At 52.2% G+C, this 20,384-nt stretch carries 19 protein-coding genes, 1 pseudogene and 1 riboswitch; of the genes and pseudogenes, 13 read left to right on the top strand and 7 right to left on the bottom strand.

The window, feature by feature from the left end; genetic code table 11:
* Nucleotides 1-68 precede the first annotated feature (68 nt).
* Nucleotides 69-245, bottom strand: coding sequence for a hypothetical protein (locus P0X86_RS19535; protein WP_009591058.1), 177 nt, complete (start codon nucleotides 243-245; stop codon nucleotides 69-71).
* Between the two features lie 238 nt (nucleotides 246-483).
* Here P0X86_RS19535 and pxpB point away from each other — a divergent pair, with 238 nt between their 5' ends.
* The 4 genes and pseudogenes from pxpB (at nucleotide 484) to P0X86_RS19515 (ending at nucleotide 3,679) form a co-directional block, all read left to right on the top strand.
* Entirely contained in the window at nucleotides 484-1,203 is a 720-nt protein-coding gene (pxpB, locus tag P0X86_RS19530) for a 5-oxoprolinase subunit PxpB (RefSeq protein WP_277746255.1), read from the top strand.
* On the top strand, nucleotides 1,200-2,207 hold the full coding sequence (locus tag P0X86_RS19525; RefSeq protein WP_277746254.1) for a 5-oxoprolinase subunit C family protein: 1,008 nt from the start codon (nucleotides 1,200-1,202) through the stop codon (nucleotides 2,205-2,207). The genes pxpB and P0X86_RS19525 overlap by 4 nt, the downstream gene beginning before the upstream one ends.
* 7 nt (nucleotides 2,208-2,214) lie before the next feature.
* Nucleotides 2,215-2,976 carry a LamB/YcsF family protein gene (locus tag P0X86_RS19520; protein WP_277746253.1) on the top strand — a complete coding sequence of 254 codons (762 nt, stop codon included), beginning with the start codon at nucleotides 2,215-2,217 and terminating at the stop codon, nucleotides 2,974-2,976.
* A gap of 65 nt (nucleotides 2,977-3,041) precedes the next feature.
* Nucleotides 3,042-3,679 (top strand): annotated as a pseudogene (locus P0X86_RS19515) (pyroglutamyl-peptidase I).
* Between the two features lie 169 nt (nucleotides 3,680-3,848).
* Here P0X86_RS19515 and P0X86_RS19510 read toward each other — a convergent pair.
* The 3 genes from P0X86_RS19510 to P0X86_RS19500 all read right to left on the bottom strand — a co-directional run bounded on the left by P0X86_RS19510 (nucleotide 3,849) and on the right by P0X86_RS19500 (nucleotide 7,732).
* Entirely contained in the window at nucleotides 3,849-4,250 is a 402-nt protein-coding gene (locus P0X86_RS19510) for an immunity 7 family protein (protein WP_096774279.1), read from the bottom strand.
* Between the two features lie 19 nt (nucleotides 4,251-4,269).
* Entirely contained in the window at nucleotides 4,270-6,258 is a 1,989-nt protein-coding gene (locus tag P0X86_RS19505; protein ID WP_277746252.1) for a restriction endonuclease fold toxin, read from the bottom strand.
* 340 nt (nucleotides 6,259-6,598) lie between these two features.
* A complete protein-coding gene (locus P0X86_RS19500) occupies nucleotides 6,599-7,732 on the bottom strand; it encodes a phosphodiester glycosidase family protein (RefSeq protein ID WP_192571444.1) in 1,134 nt (377 codons plus the stop codon).
* 232 nt (nucleotides 7,733-7,964) lie between these two features.
* Between P0X86_RS19500 and P0X86_RS19495 the strand changes: the two genes are divergently transcribed.
* Genes P0X86_RS19495 through P0X86_RS19485 form a run of 3 tightly spaced genes read left to right on the top strand, consistent with a single transcriptional unit; the run spans nucleotide 7,965 to nucleotide 9,903 of the window.
* Entirely contained in the window at nucleotides 7,965-8,333 is a 369-nt protein-coding gene (locus P0X86_RS19495; protein WP_009591066.1) for a GntR family transcriptional regulator, read from the top strand.
* Nucleotides 8,333-9,223: an ABC transporter ATP-binding protein gene (locus tag P0X86_RS19490; protein WP_096774276.1), complete on the top strand. Its 891-nt coding sequence runs from the start codon at nucleotides 8,333-8,335 to the stop codon at nucleotides 9,221-9,223. The genes P0X86_RS19495 and P0X86_RS19490 overlap by 1 nt, the downstream gene beginning before the upstream one ends.
* The gene (locus P0X86_RS19485) at nucleotides 9,220-9,903 is read left to right on the top strand and encodes a hypothetical protein (RefSeq protein ID WP_096774275.1); all 684 of its coding nucleotides are present in this window, start codon (nucleotides 9,220-9,222) and stop codon (nucleotides 9,901-9,903) included. Before P0X86_RS19490 ends, P0X86_RS19485 begins: the two co-directional genes overlap by 4 nt.
* A gap of 17 nt (nucleotides 9,904-9,920) precedes the next feature.
* Here the strand turns inward: P0X86_RS19485 and P0X86_RS19480 are convergent, their stop codons facing one another.
* Nucleotides 9,921-11,246 carry a voltage-gated chloride channel family protein gene (locus P0X86_RS19480; protein ID WP_277746251.1) on the bottom strand — a complete coding sequence of 442 codons (1,326 nt, stop codon included), beginning with the start codon at nucleotides 11,244-11,246 and terminating at the stop codon, nucleotides 9,921-9,923.
* 72 nt (nucleotides 11,247-11,318) lie between these two features.
* Nucleotides 11,319-11,379: riboswitch (Fluoride riboswitch) on the bottom strand.
* 228 nt (nucleotides 11,380-11,607) lie between these two features.
* On the opposite strand from P0X86_RS19480, the gene P0X86_RS19475 reads away from it, so the two are divergent.
* The 4 genes from P0X86_RS19475 to P0X86_RS19460 all read left to right on the top strand — a co-directional run bounded on the left by P0X86_RS19475 (nucleotide 11,608) and on the right by P0X86_RS19460 (nucleotide 16,537).
* A complete protein-coding gene (locus P0X86_RS19475) occupies nucleotides 11,608-12,663 on the top strand; it encodes a FecCD family ABC transporter permease (RefSeq protein ID WP_277749067.1) in 1,056 nt (351 codons plus the stop codon).
* On the top strand, nucleotides 12,664-13,698 hold the full coding sequence (locus tag P0X86_RS19470; protein WP_096774272.1) for a FecCD family ABC transporter permease: 1,035 nt from the start codon (nucleotides 12,664-12,666) through the stop codon (nucleotides 13,696-13,698).
* A gap of 90 nt (nucleotides 13,699-13,788) precedes the next feature.
* Nucleotides 13,789-15,504, top strand: coding sequence for an ABC transporter ATP-binding protein (locus P0X86_RS19465; protein WP_096774271.1), 1,716 nt, complete (start codon nucleotides 13,789-13,791; stop codon nucleotides 15,502-15,504).
* Between the two features lie 34 nt (nucleotides 15,505-15,538).
* Nucleotides 15,539-16,537 (top strand): ABC transporter substrate-binding protein, encoded by a 999-nt coding sequence (locus P0X86_RS19460; RefSeq protein ID WP_277746250.1) that lies wholly within the window; start codon nucleotides 15,539-15,541, stop codon nucleotides 16,535-16,537.
* A gap of 155 nt (nucleotides 16,538-16,692) precedes the next feature.
* Here the strand turns inward: P0X86_RS19460 and P0X86_RS19455 are convergent, their stop codons facing one another.
* Together P0X86_RS19455 and P0X86_RS19450 are read right to left on the bottom strand one after the other, a co-directional pair.
* Nucleotides 16,693-17,319 carry a dihydrofolate reductase family protein gene (locus tag P0X86_RS19455; RefSeq protein WP_096774269.1) on the bottom strand — a complete coding sequence of 209 codons (627 nt, stop codon included), beginning with the start codon at nucleotides 17,317-17,319 and terminating at the stop codon, nucleotides 16,693-16,695.
* A 284-nt stretch (nucleotides 17,320-17,603) separates the two neighbouring features.
* The gene (locus tag P0X86_RS19450) at nucleotides 17,604-18,002 is read right to left on the bottom strand and encodes a winged helix-turn-helix transcriptional regulator (RefSeq protein ID WP_096774268.1); all 399 of its coding nucleotides are present in this window, start codon (nucleotides 18,000-18,002) and stop codon (nucleotides 17,604-17,606) included.
* A 192-nt stretch (nucleotides 18,003-18,194) separates the two neighbouring features.
* Here P0X86_RS19450 and P0X86_RS19445 point away from each other — a divergent pair, with 192 nt between their 5' ends.
* Both P0X86_RS19445 and P0X86_RS19440 read left to right on the top strand, forming a co-directional pair.
* Nucleotides 18,195-19,418, top strand: coding sequence for an MFS transporter (locus tag P0X86_RS19445; protein WP_096774267.1), 1,224 nt, complete (start codon nucleotides 18,195-18,197; stop codon nucleotides 19,416-19,418).
* Between the two features lie 111 nt (nucleotides 19,419-19,529).
* On the top strand, nucleotides 19,530-20,375 hold the full coding sequence (locus P0X86_RS19440) for an aldo/keto reductase (protein WP_096774266.1): 846 nt from the start codon (nucleotides 19,530-19,532) through the stop codon (nucleotides 20,373-20,375).
* Nucleotides 20,376-20,384 lie beyond the last annotated feature (9 nt).

The raw sequence follows: 20,384 nt of genomic DNA, 5'->3' as shown, positions 1-20,384 counted from the left end.
ACCGACTAAAAAAGACCTCACCGTGATCCCGTAAACAACGGATCATACGTGAGGTCTTCTGCATGTTATTATGATTGGTTTTCGGTGTTTTGACCCGCGTTAGGCTGCTGCTGTTCAAACACCTCGGCTGCTTCTTCGGCAGAAAACTCGGTGTCAAATTCACCTGGAACCGGCATTTTGTTCAATTTCGTAGTCTGGACTTCCGCTTTTGTCGGTTCGTTGCTGTTGCGGTTTTGTTCGCTCATTGTGGCACCTCCTTATGCTAGTACGACTTCTGTATTTTGCCAAGGATGCCTAAATTTTATGCAAAAAGGGCAACAATTGCATCCGGCGGCATGTTCGGCACGGAGCTGCCCGTTTCTCATGTTCATCGATGATTATAGAATTTCGTATTCAACGAATGCCTGTTTCTCTGCTATCATAGGGATAATCCTGTTAGGATAGACGGATATCAGGCAGTACATACAGAACGGAGGATGTACGATGAGCAAGTCCTATACGCTCTACCCCCTTGGGGATTCGGCCGTCCTCATTCAATTTGCGGACTTCGTGAGCGAGAAGGTGCATCGTCAGGTCACAGATATGACGAGGCGATTGGAACGGGAGCCATTTATGGGCTGGATCGAATGTATCCCGTCGTTTACGAGCATCGCGGTTTACTACGATTTTCATAAGATCGAAAAGCCTGACGGATTCGATACGGTATTTGCATATGTATGCTCGATGCTGGAACAGCGGATGGATGCGAACACGGCAGACGAGAACCGGAGGCCTTACGAGGTTGTCGATATTCCGGTTTGTTACGGAGGCGAATATGGGCCGGATTTGGACGAGGTGGCCCGGAAGAATCATCTGTCGCCCATGGATGTCGTCAAGATTCATTCCGGGCAGGATTACTTGATCTACGCCATCGGTTTCGCCCCCGGGTTTCCGTATGTAGGAGGAATCCCGGAGCAAATCGCAACCCAGAGGAGAAAGACGCCCAGGCTGCGAATACCGGCCGGTTCCGTTGGAATCGCCGGGACGCAAACCGGCATCTATCCCATTGAAACGCCGGGCGGCTGGCAGATTATCGGCCGGACGCCGCTCGCATTGTTTCGTCCCGGCGCCGAGCCGCCAACGCTGTTGAAAAGCGGGCAGTATATTCGGTTCCGGCCCATTCAAGCCGAGGAATACGAGCGGTTAAGGGAAGTGAGACTATGAGCATGACCGTCATCAAGCCGGGTCTGCTGGCGACTCTTCAGGATTCAGGGAGACGGGGTTACGGCAGGTACGGTATCATTACGGCTGGAGCCATGGACGACTATGCCTATCGGCTTGCCAACCGACTTGTCGGCAATGAGGGTGAACACGCCGTTCTGGAGATCACATGGTCAGGATTGGCCGTTGAATTTCACGACAATTGTTGGATTGCCCTTACAGGCGGGGATTTATCGCCGCTAATCGATGGCGTAAAGGTGCCCATGTGGCGCCCGGTGCTGGTCAAAGCGGGGCGTGTGCTGAGCTTTCAACAGCCGGCAGCGGGGTGCCGCGCTTATATGTCCGTATCCGGCGGATTTGATGTCCCGCCGGTCATGGGCAGCCTCAGCACGTATTTAAGGGCAGGTATCGGCGGATATGAGGGAAGAGCACTCAAGCAAGGGGATACGCTGCATGCCCATCCTTCCCGGCTTCCGGTGGATTCGTCTGAACGAAACCTTCATGTTGATGATTCCGGCGGCTTTCTCACCGCGAAATGGTCCGTTTCTGCTTCAGGGTATGACTTCACCGGGCAAGATGCGGTGGTGCGCGTGCTGAACGGACGTCAATTCGATGATTTTGACGACGACAGCCAGCGAGCGTTGTTCCGGGATCGGTTCACCGTTACTCCGCAATCGGATCGTATGGGCTACCGATTGTCCGGTCCGCCGCTGACATTAAGGCAAGCAAAGGAATACATATCCGAGCCGGTTGCTTTGGGAACGGTACAGGTTCCCTCCGATGGCCAGCCGATTATTCTGATGGCGGATCGGCAGACGCTTGGCGGCTATCCCAAAATCGCGCAGGTGGCTTCGGTCGATATTCCGCTGATCGCCCAGCTGCCGCCAGGCGCCAGCATCCGTTTTGCGGAAATTTCCTTGGCGGAAGCGGAACGGCTATACGCGGCCCGCGCCCGGGAGCTTCGAATGATGGAAGCGATGATCAAGCATAAATTAAAGGAGTGGTGATTTCGCCATGGTTCGAGTGGACCTGAACTGCGATATGGGAGAGAGCTACGGAGCTTACAAGCTGGGCAACGATAAGGAGCTGCTTCGAAGCATCACCTCGGCTAACATCGCTTGCGGATTCCATGCAGGCGATCCGGCCGTCATGCGGGCAACGGTGCGTCAGGCGGTCGAGAGCGGCGCCGCCATCGGCGCGCATCCGGGCTTGCCCGATTTGGCCGGTTTCGGAAGAAGAAGGATGGACATTACGCCCGTTGAGGCTTATGACATGGTCACCTATCAGGTGGGGGCCTTGTTGGCTTTTGCGATACAGGAAGGGGCCGGGCTTCAGCATGTAAAGCCGCACGGAGCCCTTTATAATATGGCTGCAGCCTCCAGGCCCCTGGCAGACGCGATTGCCTCCGCCATCAAACAAATCGATCCGACCCTCATTCTGTTTGGATTGGCAGGCAGCGAGCTGATCGCGGCAGGGGAAGCAGCAGGGCTTCGAACGGCCAGTGAAGTGTTTGCGGATCGAACGTACCAGGACGACGGCTCCCTCACGCCGAGGAATCGGCCGGATGCCGTCATCACCGATCCCGAAGCTTCCGTCGCGCAGGTGGTGAGGATGGTTAAGGAAAACGTGGTGGTATCCTTAACCGGCAAGCTGATCCCGATAACAGCGGACACCGTTTGCATACATGGAGACGGTGCGCACGCATCGCTATTCGCCACCACCTTGCGATCCCGGCTTGAAGCCGAGGGCGTCAACGTACAAGCGATCCAATCGTAATGATCAGTTAAATATTTACGAATGACCCAGGCTTGCTTACATAACGAGTACAGGAGATATGCCATATGTTAAAAATATTAATTTCAGGCTTTGAGCCCTTTGGCGGGAGTTCCGTCAATCCTACGGAGAGACTGGTTGAGGAGATCCGGCAAGAGGTCTTTCCTGGGGCCGAGATCCGTACGCTGCTTCTTCCCGTGCATTACGACGAATGCGCGGACATTCTGCTGCAGGAGATGAAAGCATGCGAACCCGATGCGGTCATCGCTTGCGGTGTGGCGGGGGGCGGACCGCCATTACGCCGGAACGGATCGCGATTAACATCAAGGACATACCGCCGGATTCGACGATGACGGATAACCGGGGTGCACGGCCGCAAGACGAGCCTATAGACGTTGACGGACCGGACGGATTATTCTCAACCCTTCCGATCCGTTTGATGGTCGACCGGCTGAAGGAAGCAGGGATACCGGCAGCGGTATCCAATACAGCCGGAACGTATATTTGCAACAATACGATGTATGCGATTCTGAATGAAATCCGGCGCGAGCAACGGTCTGCTATTGCCGGCTTCGTGCATTTTCCGGCTTCGACGGAGATGGCCGTGGAGAAGCCGTCCCTGCCGACCCTATCGCATGAAACGATGCTGAAGGGCCTGCGGATCATCGTTCAAGCAACGATCGATGAATTGAATGGACGTGCTTAAGGGCTTTTTAAAAGCTCGTTCGACAAGTGTTACATCGAACCAGGCCATATTCAGATAAACCAGAAATCCCGCACCCCGTCTTCCATGGAAACATGGCATGAAGGGATGCGGGATTTTTTAAGACAACGAAACGCATAGATTCGAAGCAAGGACCCTGCGGATATCGTCGTTAGTCGACTTGATCTTCGATCACCGGCACGCAAGGAGAGAGGAACGCGTCGCGCTGCTCCTGTAATTGTCCGCGTGCCAGCACTTGAACCCGGAACTCGTTATCGTAGCCTTCCAAGTTCTCATCGTCCCGGGTGTACAGCAAACCGTATGAACCGGGAGCGATTTCGCCAATCAATTGGTACAACGCTACAATCTCGGCAGCTTCGGCTCCCTTGCGGTTGGTAAACCCGCCGACATGAAGATAATATGAGCCGTTGGCCGCATTTAAGGATAACAAGCCGCTGCCCCAAGCGAATTCGGTAATTTTAAGCTGTATTTTTTGAATGATCATATCGAGCTGCCCGGCATCCGCTTCCGCAGGACTCTCTTGAATGGTAGCCCAGCCGTGAAATTCGTACATGAAAGCTCACTCCTTGTCGTTATAATGGATCGGTATCGATGTGGACTTCTATTCCATATCTTTGGCTGTATTCATGCAGTTTGTCAATAACCGATTGGGCAGGCTCCCCTTCAAAATGATAATAGACCTTTCTGCCGGTTTGCTCGGCAGCTTCGAAGGTCGCTTTCATTTGATCGCGCACCTTTTTGTTCACCTGCTGAAGGGCAGGCTTGGTCTGGGCGATGTATTCATCGCTAATCGCGTCGAATTCCCGGCCGATGGGATCGGAATCAAACTTCATCCTTGATTCTCCGCCAAGCCGCTCCGCCAGCGCATCGGCGGCCGCGTCCGGCTTGTTGACCTTCTGCAGCTCCCCGGAATATCTCGGTGCCTCTTGGGGGGTGTCGTTTGATTCGTCCGGCTTTTCGTTATCGGGTTTGTCACTCGGCTTATCTTCATCGGGCTTTTCGTTATCCGGTTTATCTTGATTCGGTTTGTCTTCGTCCGGCTTATTATGCTCATGGTCATCGTCAGGCTTCCTTGGATTCTCTCGCGGTTGTTCATGGGGCCCATCCGGCTTTTCGCGCGTCTTCGAGCCGAATTTATCGGTGAGCGAATCCAACCATCTTCTTGCCCGCGGGCCCAGTTTATTGGACAGCCACGTGAGGCCTTTGCCGACCGGGATCCGGCTGAGGATCACGGCTAACACGGCAGCGGCCGCATTTTGAGGAGAAAGCAGCTTCTTCGGATCGCGGATGTATCCAGCGATTTCGTGTCCCCCTGCGGCAATGCCGGCACCTGTCATGGCAATGCCGAGTGCCGGCCAGAAGCTGACAAACAGCAGGGACAAGGCAAAGGCGCCCAGTATGATGCCCGCTTGTTCCCAGCCGCTAAGCCGATCCCACCAATTCTGGAGGGAGTCGAACAGGCACGCAAAGCAGGAGGAGTCCGCTGCCGTCATGAAATCGCCAACGCTGGCTAGGATCCCGGCAGCTAGCATGAGGATTCCGATGGCTCCCAGAACGGCAGAATACTTTCTTACATTGTCCTGGACCTGATCCCTTTGGCCCGCGGCTTCGAGATTGCCGTACAGCAGCGAGTATCCGAGCTCGCGCCGCTCACGGTAGAAACCGATCAAGTAGCCCAGGCGTTTCCGGTCCGTAAACAAAGCCCGCGTCATCTGCCAAAACTCCGTTAACGGATTGATGAGGGCTTCCCCCTTAAGCACAGGCAGTCGGTCGCGTATTCGATGCAGGTCCCAGTAGTCGATGAACAAGCCGAGAACAAGCAGGGTCAGGAAGAATCCTTCGGTTCGGTAGCCCTCCCCGGTCCACTCATGAAGGGCAAGTATCCAATCCGGCAGCCGATTCTGGCCATTCCAGGCCGCGTGATTCAGGATAGCCCAGAGCAGCAGGATCGCCGGAAAAGCGTAGGCCCAGCGTGTGAGGCGTTTGGAGAAACGAAAAGCGAGGCCGATGCCGAGCGCGATCATGGCACTATGTACAGGATGCGTAACATTCATCATGGTAGGAATAAAGCTTTCCTCGAAGTAGCCGGGAAACCAATCGAAGAACTCCCAATGCAGCGTTTTGCCGCCAAGAAAAGAAACTCCGTAATTGCTTTGGACCAGCCGTCTAGACAGCTCCTCCATAAATTGAAAGCCAATGCCGGGAGCAGCGCCCAATAATACGTAATCGCCGAGGCTCAATGAAGTGGCTCTTCTTGAAAAAAACAAATATACTGCCAGCGGCAGCAGCTTGTAAATTTCCTCGATGATGGGGGTCATGACGGCAAATGACCATGTGTCGGTCGTCCGTCCTCCGAATATCATATGCAGACCCTGCATGGTACCGTTGGTCAAGGGAATGACCAAGAGAACGCCCGAGAGAACAAATAAGCTGACCTGCTTCCAGGCGACCGTTTTGCTCCGGCTTAACAGCCAAAATTGAAACAGCACGTAGAAGGACCATAAATATTGAACAAGCATGGTACGCGATTCTTCGATCAGAACCAGACTTACAACGAGCACCGCCAAGGAAATCCAGGAAAATAAGTGATATATCTTGGAAAGGATAGGATATTTTCCGATCCATTCCCTCAAGACCCCGTATATCCGTTCCATGGTGTCCCTGACTCTCGTCCGAATAACCGCTATTGACGATGTAATGGAATTCACCCCCCGCTGAATCAACCACAAACTTTCCCATGGCTCCCGATAGACAGTTTGCTATATATTTACACAAATGGTCCTCATAGTGAAACATTTCTTTGATCAGCATATGCGGTTCGAGACGGAGGTAGTGCTGCTCATAAAATAAAACTCCTCTGGCGGCCGGCGGAAGATCCGGTTAACCAGAGGAGAGGGTTCATTATTTATATTTTACGACGATGGCATTGCTGATCTGACGGCCTGGCGTCGTTAAGTAAGAGCCGTTATAATACAATCCGCTGGAGGCCCCGCCATCTAGATTCATCGCTTGGTAGGCACCTGCCTGCTTCATGATTTCCGCCAGTTGGGGAATGGTAGCGCCGCCTGTCGTCAACAAAATCAGCTTGTGGTCCTTCGTGATGCCGAGCGCGCTTCGCGCACCGCCGCCCGTCAGTATCTTCGGATCCTTGAATCCTTCCTTCTTGACGTCCAGCGTCACCTTGCCATTGGTCAACAGACGCGGACCCGCTTGAAGTGCTCCTTCCATACGGCCTGTTTCATATACGGATTTGAAGTCGAGTCCCGGCATCATCGTCGCCAGATTGTTGCTGTCATAGGTGAAGATCGTCCGGTTATCTCCCGAGGCCTTGTGAAAAATATTGCCTTTGCTGACCAAATAACCGTACGGTGCTTTGTACGCTCCCGAAGTATAGGCGTCAAAGAACGTCCCGTTGATGGCAACCACGGCATTGCTGCGCTTCGCTATGCTCCGCAAGTCTTCGACTTTGCCTGCTTTATTGCCTGCCAAAACAACGTCCAGCTCCACCTTCGGATGGAGCAGCGAAACGGTGACGACCTGGGCGCTGAAGGAACGCGCTCCTACTTTAAATGTTTTTCTGGCCGACGTCACGGCCTTGGATGAACCGGTCATCATGTTCCCCGAAAGAACGGGAAGGGTGTTTGACACGCTGCCGTCCGTAATGTTCAGGGTGGATCTGTTATTGCTCCAGGACAGCTTAAGGCCAAGATGCTGGCTGACAAATTGCAGCGGTACATATGTGGTGCCGTTCTCGGAGAACGGGGCTGCTTTTGCCTGCACCTTTTTGCCGTTTACATAAGCATTCCGACTGCCCAGGTACAGCGTGAGGGCTGTATCGTCTCGTGTGATGTTGAGTTTCTTCTCTGCAGCTGTATAAGCTACCTTTACACCGTCATAGGTCTTGAGTACCCCGACCGAGATGAAGGATTGGCTGTTCTTGTCCACGTAGGCCAAATTTTTGGGGGCGGATGCGGCATAAAGCGGCGTGATGACCGTCAGCATGGCCAGTACAACGATTGCAATGATTCTTTTCATGTTTCCTCTCAAGCTCCTTTGTCTCTATATCTGTATTGGGCGTAGTATTAGTGCCTATATTTTATCGGCTTGCAGGGACTATTTGTTTAGGACAAAAGTCCATGTTCATGGCACGGCGTTGTAAAAAAATTCCGATCACCCATTGACAAAGAAGCTCATCTCTTATATGGTTAATTACATGAGTAACTAACCAATTATGTAACGAGGTTATAAACGAAAGTTGGTGAGGTAAATGGCATTTCAGATTGATGACAGCAGACCGATATTCATGCAAATTGCCGACAAAATTGAAGACGACATCATCGAAGCACGACTGCCTGAGGAAACGCAGGTTCCATCAACGAATCAGTTTGCAGCCTTTTACCAGATCAATCCGGCTACAGCTGCCAAAGGGGTTAATCTGCTGGTCGATCAAGGAATTTTGTACAAGAAACGGGGGATTGGCATGTTTGTAGCTTCTGGAGCTCGTGAACTGCTGATGGAGAAGCGCAAGACGGAGTTTTATGAACAGTATGTGGTCGCCATGGTTAAGGAAGCGGCCAAACTTGGGATTACCAAAGATCAATTGTCGGAAATGATTCGCAGAGGGGAGCAAGACTGATGAGCCAAACCGTGATCGAAGTTAAGAATTTGAGCAAGGCATACAAGGATGCGACGGCTGTCGATAATGTAAGCTTTACCATCGAGGCGAATAAGATCTATGGATTGCTGGGCAGGAACGGCGCGGGCAAAACGACCATCATGCAGATGATAACGGCGCAGCTGTTCCCGAGCCAAGGGGAGATTCGCGTATTCGGAGAACATCCATACGAAAATCATAAGGTGATCCGGCAGGTATGCTTCATTAAGGAAGGCCAGAAATATCCGGATATCTTTACGGTCAAGGACGTTATGGGAATTGCCGCCAACGTTTATCCGAATTGGGATGCGGCATATGCGAATAAACTGATCGAGGTTTTCCGGCTGCCTATGAAACGACTCGTAAAGAGATTGTCCCGCGGCATGCTCTCATCGGTAGGCATCATCGTCGGACTCGCCAGCCGCGCGCCCATAACGATCTTTGATGAACCTTATCTTGGACTGGACGCCGTGGCCAGGGAGCTGTTCTATGATCATCTGATCGAGGATTACACGAATCATCCGCGCACGATTATTCTGTCCACGCATTTGATTGATGAGGTCAGCAGATTGCTGGAGCATATTATCGTCATTGATTCCGGCCGAATCTTACTTGATGATACTACGGATGACTTGCGGGGGCGTGCGTTTAAGATCGTCGGTCCTTCCGGAACGGTTGAATCGTTTATTCAAGGGCACGAAGTGATACATCGGGAATCGTTCGCTTCCATGTTGTCCGTCACGGTGATGGGAAGCGCGACAACGAGGCTGCAAAAAGAGGCGGAGGAATTGGGCTTGGAAACAACCCCCGTTTCCCTTCAACAATTGATCGTATATTTAACTAAGCGCGAAAAGGTGGGGGTCCAACCATGAACGGAATTCCTGGCGTAATCCATATTTATTCGAGACAGAAACTATCCTGGTTTTACTTGCCCTGGGCCATCACGGCATTCAGCTTTCTGGTCAATTACATTATTAGCGTAATGGTTAATGGTGAAGCGATCTATGCCGGGGGTTTGGCAACGATCTTTATCTATGTGTTTATCGCGGCTCTGGTATCGGTGCTCCAGCTGTTTCCCTTCTCCCTCGGATTCAGCATTCGAAGAACGGACTTCTATCTGGGCTCTGTTCTGATGGTGGTATCGTACAGCGTCTTAACGTCGATTATATTATTGGCATTAGCCGAAATAGAAAGCTTAACGAGCTCTTGGGGAGAACGGTTATCGTTCTTCAAACTGCCGTATTTGAATGACGGCACGTTATTCGAACAATTCATCATTTATTTCATTTTGCTGCTTACCTTTGCCTTTATCGGGATAGGAATCGGCGTGTTCTATCTTCGTCATCGCGGCATCAAGACCTTTGTTATGTTCGCGGCCTATTTCATTCTGTTGTCGGGGGCCAGCGTTCTGGTCACCCACTACGGCTGGTGGGGGCAAGTGATTGACTGGGTTGTCAGATACACTGCCTTTGAATTGTCCCTGTGGCTCATTCCCATCTCGGTTATCCTCGCACTCTCCAGCTACCGCTCGATTCGTAAAAGCTCGGTGTAAAGGCAAAAGACGTCCGATTACTCGGACGTCTTTTTGTTGTCTTTGCGTTGGTTAAACGCCTTCGATCCGGCAAGGCTCGTGCCCGGCGGGTACGAAAGCTGCGGGTGTTTGGAAGTGCCTATAAGTTGCGATGTGTATATGCCGGAGTGACCGGAAAAGAGGTAGCTGATGACGCAGGCCATAAACATATACACCGCGCCTTCACCGCCGAACAGCTCGATTCCCATAATAAAGCAAGCAATCGGGGTGTTTGTCGCTCCGCAAAATACCGCGATGAAACCTAAAGCAGCCAAGAAAGGGGCATGCAATCCGATCCACTCCGACAATGCGCTGCCCAGCGTTGCCCCGATAGCAAATAACGGGGTGACTTCGCCTCCCTGGAACCCTGCTCCGAGCGTCAGCGAGGTAAAGATAATTTTGCCCAGAAAAGCAAAAGGCGAAACTTCGCCAGCGAAGGCCGCTTCAATCAGCGGGATGCCCAGCCCCAGATAATCGCGGGTTCCGAGCAGGTAGACCAGCCCAATGATGATGACGCCTCCTGCAGCGCTTTTGACCATCGGATTGTGAAAAACATAACCGTACCACCGCTTGAGCGAATGGGTTAGCTCACTGAACAGCCGGCTTGTCAGACCGAATAGCAATGAGGCGAAGACGACCTTCATGATCACCATAAAACCCAATGCCGGAATATCTCCTATCGGATAATGCAGATGGCTGACGCCCCATAAAGAGGTAGCGGTCAGGTTTCCGACCATACTGGCCGCGAATGCAGGCAGGAGAGCCTGATGCGAGACCAGCCCGATGGCAAGGACTTCAAGCCCGAACAGCGTGCCGGCCAGCGGCGTGCCGAAGATCGATCCGAAACCGCCGCTGATTCCGCAGATCAACAGTATTTTTCGATCCGCCGGCGTTACGCGGATAAGTTTGCCGAGCCACTCCGACAAGCTGCCCCCCATCTGAACGGCGGTGCCTTCACGACCTGCCGACCCCCCGAATAGATGGGTGATTAAAGTACCGATCAGCACCAACGGCGCCATTCGCAATGGAATGCTTTCGGTTCCGCCATGAATTTGTTCCAAAATAAGATTATTTCCCTTGGCACTGCTCTTGCCGAACTTGTAATAAAGGAAGCTGACTGCGGCACCTCCCAAGGGAAGAAGGTATAACAGCCATGGATTTCCCAAGCGAAGGGAGGTTACGTAGTCCAGACTGTAGAGAAAGAAGGCGGAGGCACTGCCCGTCATCAATCCCACGAGGCTTCCCAGAACGACCCATTTGATGAAGTAACCGGATAACAAGGCCAATGACCGTTTCCCGGCGCTTTCAATCCATTTTTTCTTCATGCAAGCTCACCCGTTTCTATAGATTCGCCGCTAACCCCCCTATACACAAACAGACTCCTACCAGGAAAGCGACCTCTGGTAGGAGTCATTAGCTATGGAAGCGGTTATGGCGAACTCCATCGCCTCATTCAATTAGCATTTATTGTAATGGACCGGCGGCTTATATGTCAACAGACAACAAATCAGGGTTTAAATGAACGCTTAATTCGGATTGCTGCGATAGACCTGGAAAAAAGTGCTTGACTTGGACATGGACTTTTTTCCAAGGAGAAATTCAAATTGTCCATGGACGAAGAAAGGTGTCTATTTTATAGTTACCAATGATAATGATAATCAATATCATAAAATTGAGGGGAAAATGATGTCATCAAACACGTCCAATCCAAGTATTACGGATGCCAAGACCCACGCCAATATCAAAGGGCGCCCATGGGCTGCGACCCTGATTCTTACCGGGGGCGTGGCAGCATTGGTGCTTGGCATAGCTTTATCCATATCGCTCGGCGCGGCCGACATCGATCTGCGAAACGTATGGGAAGCGGTGTTCTTCTTTAATCCCGATGTGACGGAGCATCAGATTATTCAGGAGCTTCGGCTGCCGAGGGTCCTCGGCGGAGCGATGGTGGGTGCCTGCTTTGCCGTATCGGGTGCGATCATGCAGGGCATGACCCGAAATCCGCTCGCTGATTCGGGTCTGCTCGGATTAAATGCGGGAGCCGGATTTGTCATTGCGATCTGCTTTGCATTTTTTCCGGGATTGCCGTATATGTACCTGATTCTGTTCTCGTACCTGGGGGCTGGCCTGGGTGCCGTGCTCGTGTACGGAGTCAGTTCCATGGCCAAAGGCGGTCTCACACCGGTTCGTCTCGTACTGGCGGGTGCGGCGCTGAGCGCTCTGCTAAGCGCGCTGAGCGAAGGCATCGCATTGTATTTTCAGGTCGGACAGGACATGGCGTTCTGGTATGCCGGCGGTACCGCGGGGATTAAGTGGGTTCATCTGAAAATTATGCTGCCTTGGATAGCTGCTGCTATATTGGGCGCTATTGCATTGTCGCGTTCCATTACCATGCTCAGCCTCGGCGACGATATTGCCAAGGGACTCGGTCAGCGAACGGGACTTGTCAAGCTGGGCGGAACGGTAATCGTGCTGGTGCTGGCGGGTGCTGCCGTCTCGGTTGTCGGTGCGGTAGGCTTCGTCGGTCTGATGATTCCGCACCTTACCCGGAAGCTTGTCGGCGTCGACTACCGGCTCATCATTCCCTGCTCGGCCGTACTGGGAAGCTTGCTGGTCGTCATAGCCGACCTGGCGGCAAGAATGGTGAATCCCCCATACGAGACGCCTGTGGGCTCGATCATCGCACTGATCGGAGTGCCCTTCTTCCTTTACTTGGCACGCAAAGAAAGGAGGGAGCTGTAGATGGATGCCGTTACCCATACCATGCACGAGCGTAAAGGCAGGAAGCGCAAGATTATGACGCTATCTGTCCTGGGTGCATTAATCATTCTGGTATTTCTGATCAGCATGAACACGGGGGTCATTCGCTTATCGCCGCTTGAGGTCATAAAAACCTTGTTTGGCGGCGGGACGGACAAGCAGGAGCTGGTGCTGTTCGAATTCCGCTTGCCGCGGATCGTCATTTCGCTTCTGATTGGTGCCGGGTTGGCGATATCCGGCTGCGTTATGCAGGGCATTTCCCGTAATGAGCTGGCGGACCCCGGCATTTTGGGGATCAATGCGGGAGCCGGATTAATGGTTATGCTGTTCATTTCATTTTTCCCGAGCACGGCGGCTGCCCCGGTCTTTCTGCTGCCGGTACTCGCCCTGATTGGAGCGGGCGGCACCGCCGCATTGATATGCGTACTGGCTTACAAGAAGAATCAGGGCTTTAAGCCGACGGGCCTTCTGTTGACGGGAATCGCCGTAGCGGCCGGCATCAGTGCGGCTATGATCGTGCTGACGCTGCGTTTAAGCCCGGAAAAATATCAGTTTGTTGCCACCTGGCTAGCAGGCAGCATCTGGGGCTCGAGCTGGAAGTTCGTCCTGGCATTGCTCCCATGGATGCTTGTGCTGCTGCCCTTCGTGATGTACAAAGCGCAGGTGATGAACGTTCTCAATCTTGGAGAGCCGACGGCGACCGGACTGGGAGCCTCCGTTACAAGGGAGCAATTGAAGCTGCTGGCAGCGGCGGTCGGACTGGCTGCCTCCTGCGTCGCGGTGAGCGGCGGCATCGGATTCGTCGGGCTTATAGCGCCGCATCTGGCCAGGCGATTGGTCGGTGCGAAGCATCAAATGCTGCTTCCGGTAACGGCGCTAGTCGGAGCCTTGCTGGTCATCACTGCCGACACTTTGGGCCGCTGGATCATTCAACCGTCCGAGATTCCGACCGGGATCGTGGTTGCCGTGATTGGCGCTCCGTACTTCCTGTACCTGCTTTCCAGGACAAAAGCTTAGCTGCCCAAGATCGCTGGGATCTAGCGCAATCTTGCGACGGGTAAGGGCTTGCATATTTTTTAACGCCATTACGGATTTAAGGAGGTCCTTATGCTGCGCCGATTTTTTTCCTATTACAAGCCTTATAAAGGGCTATTCATATTGGATTTTTGCTGCGCTATCTTTGCCGCTTTGCTGGAATTGATATTCCCGGTAGCCGTCAACCGCGTGATCGACGACTTGCTGCCAAGCGGGAACTGGAAGTGGATTTTATACGCTTGCCTAGGGCTTCTCGGCATTTATGTCGTCAGTTCTTTCCTGCATTACGTAGTTACGTATTGGGGTCATAAACTCGGCATCAACATTGAAACGGATATGCGCAAAAAGCTGTTCGATCGGGTTCAGAAGCAATCCTTCCGTTTTTTTGACAACAACAAGACGGGACATCTTGTCTCGAGAATGACCAACGACCTGATGGATATCGGGGAGATTGCCCACCATGGTCCGGAAGACCTGTTCATCGCCGTCATGACGCTTGCCGGAGCGCTGGGCATCATGCTCGGGATCAACTGGCAGCTTGCCGTGATGACGTTTGTGATCGTTCCTTTGATGATCTATTTATCGCTGTATTTCAGCGGGAAAATGTCGGCGGCGTTCAAGCGCATGTTCTCCGATATTGCCGATTACAATGCACGCGTGGAGAACAACGTCAGCGGGATCCGCGTGGTTCAAGCCTTCTCGAATGAGGAGCATGAAATCGCGCGTTTCGCCGAGAACAACAACCGCTTTCGCGTGACGAAGCTGATTGCTTACCGCATCATGGCCTGGAACTCGTCGATCAGCTTTATCCTGATGAAATTCATTTCGCTGTTCGTGCTGGTATGCGGCACCTGGTTCGTGATTGAGGGCCGGATGACCAACGGGGAATTTATCGCTTTTGTCATGCTGTCTAACGTGTTCCTCGGTCCGATTAAACAAATCAATGCGGTCATTGAGATGTATCCGAAGGGAATCGCCGGCTTTAAGCGGTATTTGGAGCTTCTGGAAAGCGAACCCGACGTCGCGGATATGCCGGGTGCCAAGCCGGTCGGCCATGTGCGTGGTGACATTGCCTTTCATGGCGTAACCTTCGGGTACGAGAACAAAGACCACGTCCTGGAGGATGTCCATTTGTCTATTCGCGCAGGCGAAACTGTCGCGCTTGTAGGGCCGTCCGGAGCGGGCAAGACCACGTTGTGCTCATTGCTGCCTCGTTTCTATGACACGGAAGCCGGAAAGATAACGATAGACGGGATCGATATTCGCGACATGACGCTGCAATCCCTTCGTTCCCATATTGGCATCGTCCAGCAGGACGTGTTCCTGTTTGATGGCAGCATCCGCGAAAATATCGCCTATGGCAGGTTAGATGCTGACGACAGCGACATCATGAAAGCGGTGGGCCGCGCCCAGCTTGAAGAGCTGGTTGCTTCGCTTCCGGATGGGCTGGACACCTTGATTGGCGAGCGGGGCGTGAAGCTGTCCGGCGGACAGAAGCAGCGACTGTCGATAGCCCGGATGTTCCTCAAGAACCCGCCGATCCTCATTCTCGACGAGGCGACGTCCGCGCTTGATGCGGAAACCGAAGCGGCGATTCAACAGGCGCTTGCCGAGCTCTCGGAAGGACGAACGACGCTGGTGATTGCCCACCGGCTCGCAACCATCAAGAACGCGGATCGCATCGTGGTCGTTGCGGACAAAGGCATCGCCGAACAAGGAGCCCATGAGGATCTGCTCGCGGCGCACGGCATATACAGCCGTTTGCATCGAGCTCAATTCGGGGCTTGATTCAACCAACACCATAATTAGGAGGCTGTAAAATATGTTCAAGTCAAAATTACGCGTCATGCTCACCATCCTTGTCTTATGCTCGATCTTCATCTCGGCATGCGGCGCAAATGGAAATACGGCGAATCAAGCCGGTTCCGCAGGCGAAACAGCAACAGGGAAGGATACTCTGAAGACCGAAGCCTCAGCCCCAACAACCAAAAAGGTGCCGACAATTAACGGAGACATCGAAATTCCGACGGATCCTCAGCGAATTGTAGTGGATGCCTACTTGCCAACACTGCTGCTGCTCGGAGAAAAGCCGGTAGGCGCCACCGCGAAGGATTTGGAGAACGTCCATATCCAGGACCAGATCGATGGCATAGAGAACACCGGGGAAAGCTCTGCGGAGAAGATAGTGGAACTTAACCCCGATCTGATTATCAGCGCAAACTCGGACCCGGAGCTATACGAGAAATTGTCCAAAATCGCACCGACCGTCATTCTTCCTTATGAAACCTATCGAGGCGTGCACGAAGAAGTAGAGGGGCTCGGCGCAATCCTTGGCAAGGAAGAAGAAGCAAAAGAATGGCTTGCCGGTTTTGATGAAAAAATTGAAGCGCTGCGCACAAAAGTGAACGGTGTGTTGGAAGAAGGTGAGACGTTCTCGATCTTCGGCGCATTCGGCAAAACCTTCTACCTCTACGGTGACGGCATTTATCGCGGGGGCTTGGCCATCTATAAGGAACTCCAGCTAACGCCTCCGGCAGCGATCCAAAAGGAATTGATTGATGCCAACGTGACTTACAAGGAGGTTTCCTTGGAAGTGCTCAAAGATTATGCAGGCGATTATATTTTCTTTGATGAGTCCAACGGGGCCGAGATGGATAAGAAGGATAAGGTGTGGACTTCGATTGAAGCGGTGAAGCAGGATCGCGTGTTTTATCTGGATGCCAAGCGATTCTGGCCGTTTGATCCCATTGCGGTCCTGGCTCAGGCCGAGGAAGTGACGGACATGATCGTTAGCCAAAAAGAGAAGGAGAAAACGAAATAAACCGCGGTATCGGTGCTCCACGGATAGAAATGCGGGCGGCATGGAGGTGACGTTGATCCTCTCTTCAAGCAGCAGCGAAATGGCAGACCCTGAGGAAGAGGGCTGCCATTTGCATTGGCCGTGGAAATGACGAAACGCAAGCCATGCAGAAACCATCAAGCATTGGCGCGGTGAATAAGACGGTACCTCAGATGCGTAACCCCGGGAGATTCGATGACGGTTGTACGAACGAATTCGATATCGGAGGGGAGATGTTCGAACAATTTCTGACCGTTGCCTAGAAGGATCGGCACCAGCGTGATCAAGAGCTCATCCAGCAGGCCTGCTCCCATATATTGTTGTATGACGTTGGCTCCTCCGGCGATTTTGACGTCTTTGTTCCCCGCCGCAGCTTTTGCTAGTTCCAATGCCCGTTCGATCCCATCCGTGACAAAGGTATAAGTCGTACCGCCATCCTTCGTTTCTGCCTGCCGTTCTTCATGAGTCAGAATAAATACCGGCATATGAAAAGGGGGCGTATCTCCCCAAAAAGGTTGTCCATGATCAAACATCGTGCGGCCAAGAACGACAGCGCCGGTTCTGCGATTGGATTCGGCTATCAGCTCCGCGTCCCGGTTAAACCGGCCCCCGGTCAGGCCATGCATTTCACGCCAGCTCGTGAGTTCATAAATCCATTCATGAAGCCGCTCGCCGCCTTTGCCAAGGGGCAAGCGGGCGCTATGGTTCGGACCTGTGATAAATCCGTCCAATGACATCGACATTTCAGCGATAACTTGTGACATAGATCGGTACACCTTTCATCTGAATTATCTTTATGGAAAGCTTTCTGTTGTATCAGAAAACGGTTTTCCAGGATCAGTATAGCACCCGCGTTATGATTAAATTTCTTATCATTTGCTAAATTCAAGGTGACGCAAAAAAACAGGGGTGCAGGATGTAACAAGGGCAAGGTCCGCGCAGGCGGTCCTTGCCCTTGGTTTATTACTGTTAAGGAGACAAGAAATTTACTTGGTGTTAGCTCAATCAATCACAAGATCACGTTAAAATCGCGGCATGCGATCCGGATTTAGCGTGCATCCGCCGGCTCGTCCACGGCTTTCAGCTTATCGTTCAGGATGCTGTCCTCAAGCACGCTGAATTTGTCCCCGTATACTTTCGTAATATGTTTTTCGCCCCATGCACAGAGCATATCCAGAATTCCGCTCAAACTTCTGCCGTACTCGCTGAGCTCATATTCCACTTTAGGCGGCACTTGATTATGAATGATGCGATTGATTACGCCATCTTCCTCGAGCTCTCGCAGCTGCTGCGTCAGCATTTTTTGGGTGATGTGCGGCATGAGGCGCTTCAGCTCGTTGGTCCGTTTACGGCCATGGGTCAGATGGCAGAGGATCACGCATTTCCACTTGCCCCCGATCACTTCCAATGTTGCTTCGACGGCTATATTGTATTTCTTCGTTTGCATATGGAGCCTCCTATTCTTGATAGGTACCAAAAAGTGCCTAGGGTACTGTCAGGTACCTACATTACAAAAAAGTACGTTCTTCACACAAGTGATGATATGAATCATAATAGCATTTGCCGGCTGGATTACACCATACGTCATATTTTTACAATATACAAGCAAGAGAATAGGATAGGGGGAAATAGGAACATCATGATTATAGATAAAAAAAGAAGTTTGCTTGCGCTTATAGCGCTTGCCGTCAGTGCCTTCGCCATCGGAACAACGGAATTCATCAGCGTAGGGCTGCTGCCGTTGATTGCGGAGGATATGAATATCTCCGTGACGACAGCCGGATTAACCGTGTCGATGTATGCGCTGGGCGTTACCTTCGGTGCGCCGATTCTCACGTCGCTCACGTCCAGAATGTCCAGGAAAACTTTGCTGCTCTGGATTATGATCATTTTTATTATCGGTAACAGCTTGGCAGCGAGCTCAGCTTCCATTGGCGTCCTGCTTGCGGCACGGGTCCTGTCGGCCTTTTCACATGGCGTATTCATGTCGATCGGCTCGATTATCGCCGCAAGCGTGGTGCCTGAGAACCGCAGGGCATCGGCGATCTCCATTATGTTCACGGGCCTTACCGTAGCCACGGTCACCGGCGTTCCGCTCGGAACGTTTATCGGTCAGCAGTTGGGCTGGAGGCTTGCTTTTGTCGCGATTGTGGCGGTCGGCATCGTTGCGTTGATTGCGAATAGTATCCTGGTCCCTTCGGACCTGCCTAAAGGAGAACGCACTTCATTCCGCGACCAGGCTAAATTGATGACGAACGGAAGACTGCTGCTCATGCTTCTGATTACGGCTCTCGGTTATGGCGGGACCTTTGTTGTCTTCACTTATTTATCCCCATTGCTTCAGGATATAACAGGCTTCAATGAAAATACGGTGGCCGTCATCCTGCTTGTCTATGGGATAGCCATTGCAGTCGGTAACGTGATCGGCGGGAAAGCGGCCAATCGCAACCCGCTGAAAGCCCTGCTCTACATGTTTATAGCCCAAGCCTTGGTGCTGGTTACACTTACGTTTACCGCACCGTTTCAAACGGCGGGACTCATCACGATTATTCTTATGGGATTCCTGGCGTTCATGAACGTGCCGGGTTTGCAGGTTTACGTTGTGATGCTGGCCGAGCGCTTTGCGCCCGGAGCCGTGAATATGGCGTCCGCGCTGAACATTGCCGCATTTAATGCCGGTATCGCCATCGGCGCTTTTTTAGGCGGCTTGATCACGAATTCCATGGGCCTGATTCATACGGCGTGGATCGGATCCCTGATGGTGGCCGGTGCGGTCGTGCTCACCGGATGGAGCTTGAAGCTGGAACGAAAGGATTCGGAAAATCCGGATAAATCGGATAAGCCGGATATGCCAGCGGCATGAAACAACAATTTAGGATGAAGGGAGGTGATGGCGGAGCGGATCATGGGAGATACTGCACAATAGGTACATCAATTTTTTTCACAATCCAAAAAAATTCGGAGGTTTATCAACATGACAGCAAAACACTTACAAGATACAACCACTTTATATAATGGCGTTAACATGCCTTGGTTTGGACTAGGCGTATTTAAAGTTGAAGAAGGACCGGAGCTGGTGAATGCCGTTCGTACGGCCATTCAGCACGGCTATCGGAGCGTGGACACCGCCGCCATATACGGAAATGAAGAAGGTGTCGGACAGGGCATTCGCGAAGGCTTGGCAGCTGCCGGATTAAAAAGAGAAGATCTGTTCGTCACATCCAAGGTGTGGAATGCCGACCTGGGTTACGAATCGACTTTGAAGGCTTATGAGGAAAGCTTGCGAAAGCTGGGATTGGAGTATTTGGACTTATACCTTATACACTGGCCGGTTGAAGGGAAATATATAGAGGCGTGGAAGGCGCTCGAAACGTTGTACAAGCAAGGGCGCGTAAAAGCCATCGGCGTGAGCAATTTCCAAATCCATCATTTGGAGAAGTTAATGAAGGAAACCGACATCAAACCGATGGTGAACCAGGTGGAATATCATCCCCGATTAACGCAAAAAGAATTGCAGGCGTACTGCCAGGCGAACGGTATTCAGCTAGAAGCTTGGTCTCCCTTAATGCAGGGTCAGCTGCTGGATCAGGAGGACCTTCAGATCATCGCGAAGAAGCATCATAAATCCATCGCGCAGATCATTCTTCGTTGGGATCTACAGAACGGGGTGGTGACGATTCCGAAATCGACCAAAGAGCATCGGATCACCGAGAACTCCGATCTATTTGATTTTGAATTGTCCATGGAGGATATGCAGCGCATCGACAGCTTGAATCAGGATCACCGTGTGGGACCGGACCCGGACAATTTTGATTTCTAAAAAAATCGG

This window comes from Paenibacillus sp. BR1-192 (genome assembly GCF_029542445.1).
Taxonomy (GTDB): Bacteria; Bacillota; Bacilli; order Paenibacillales; family Paenibacillaceae; genus Paenibacillus_AQ; species Paenibacillus_AQ lautus_A.
The sequence above is the reverse complement of the archived record's forward strand: the minus strand, read 5'-3'. Positions and strand labels throughout refer to the sequence as shown.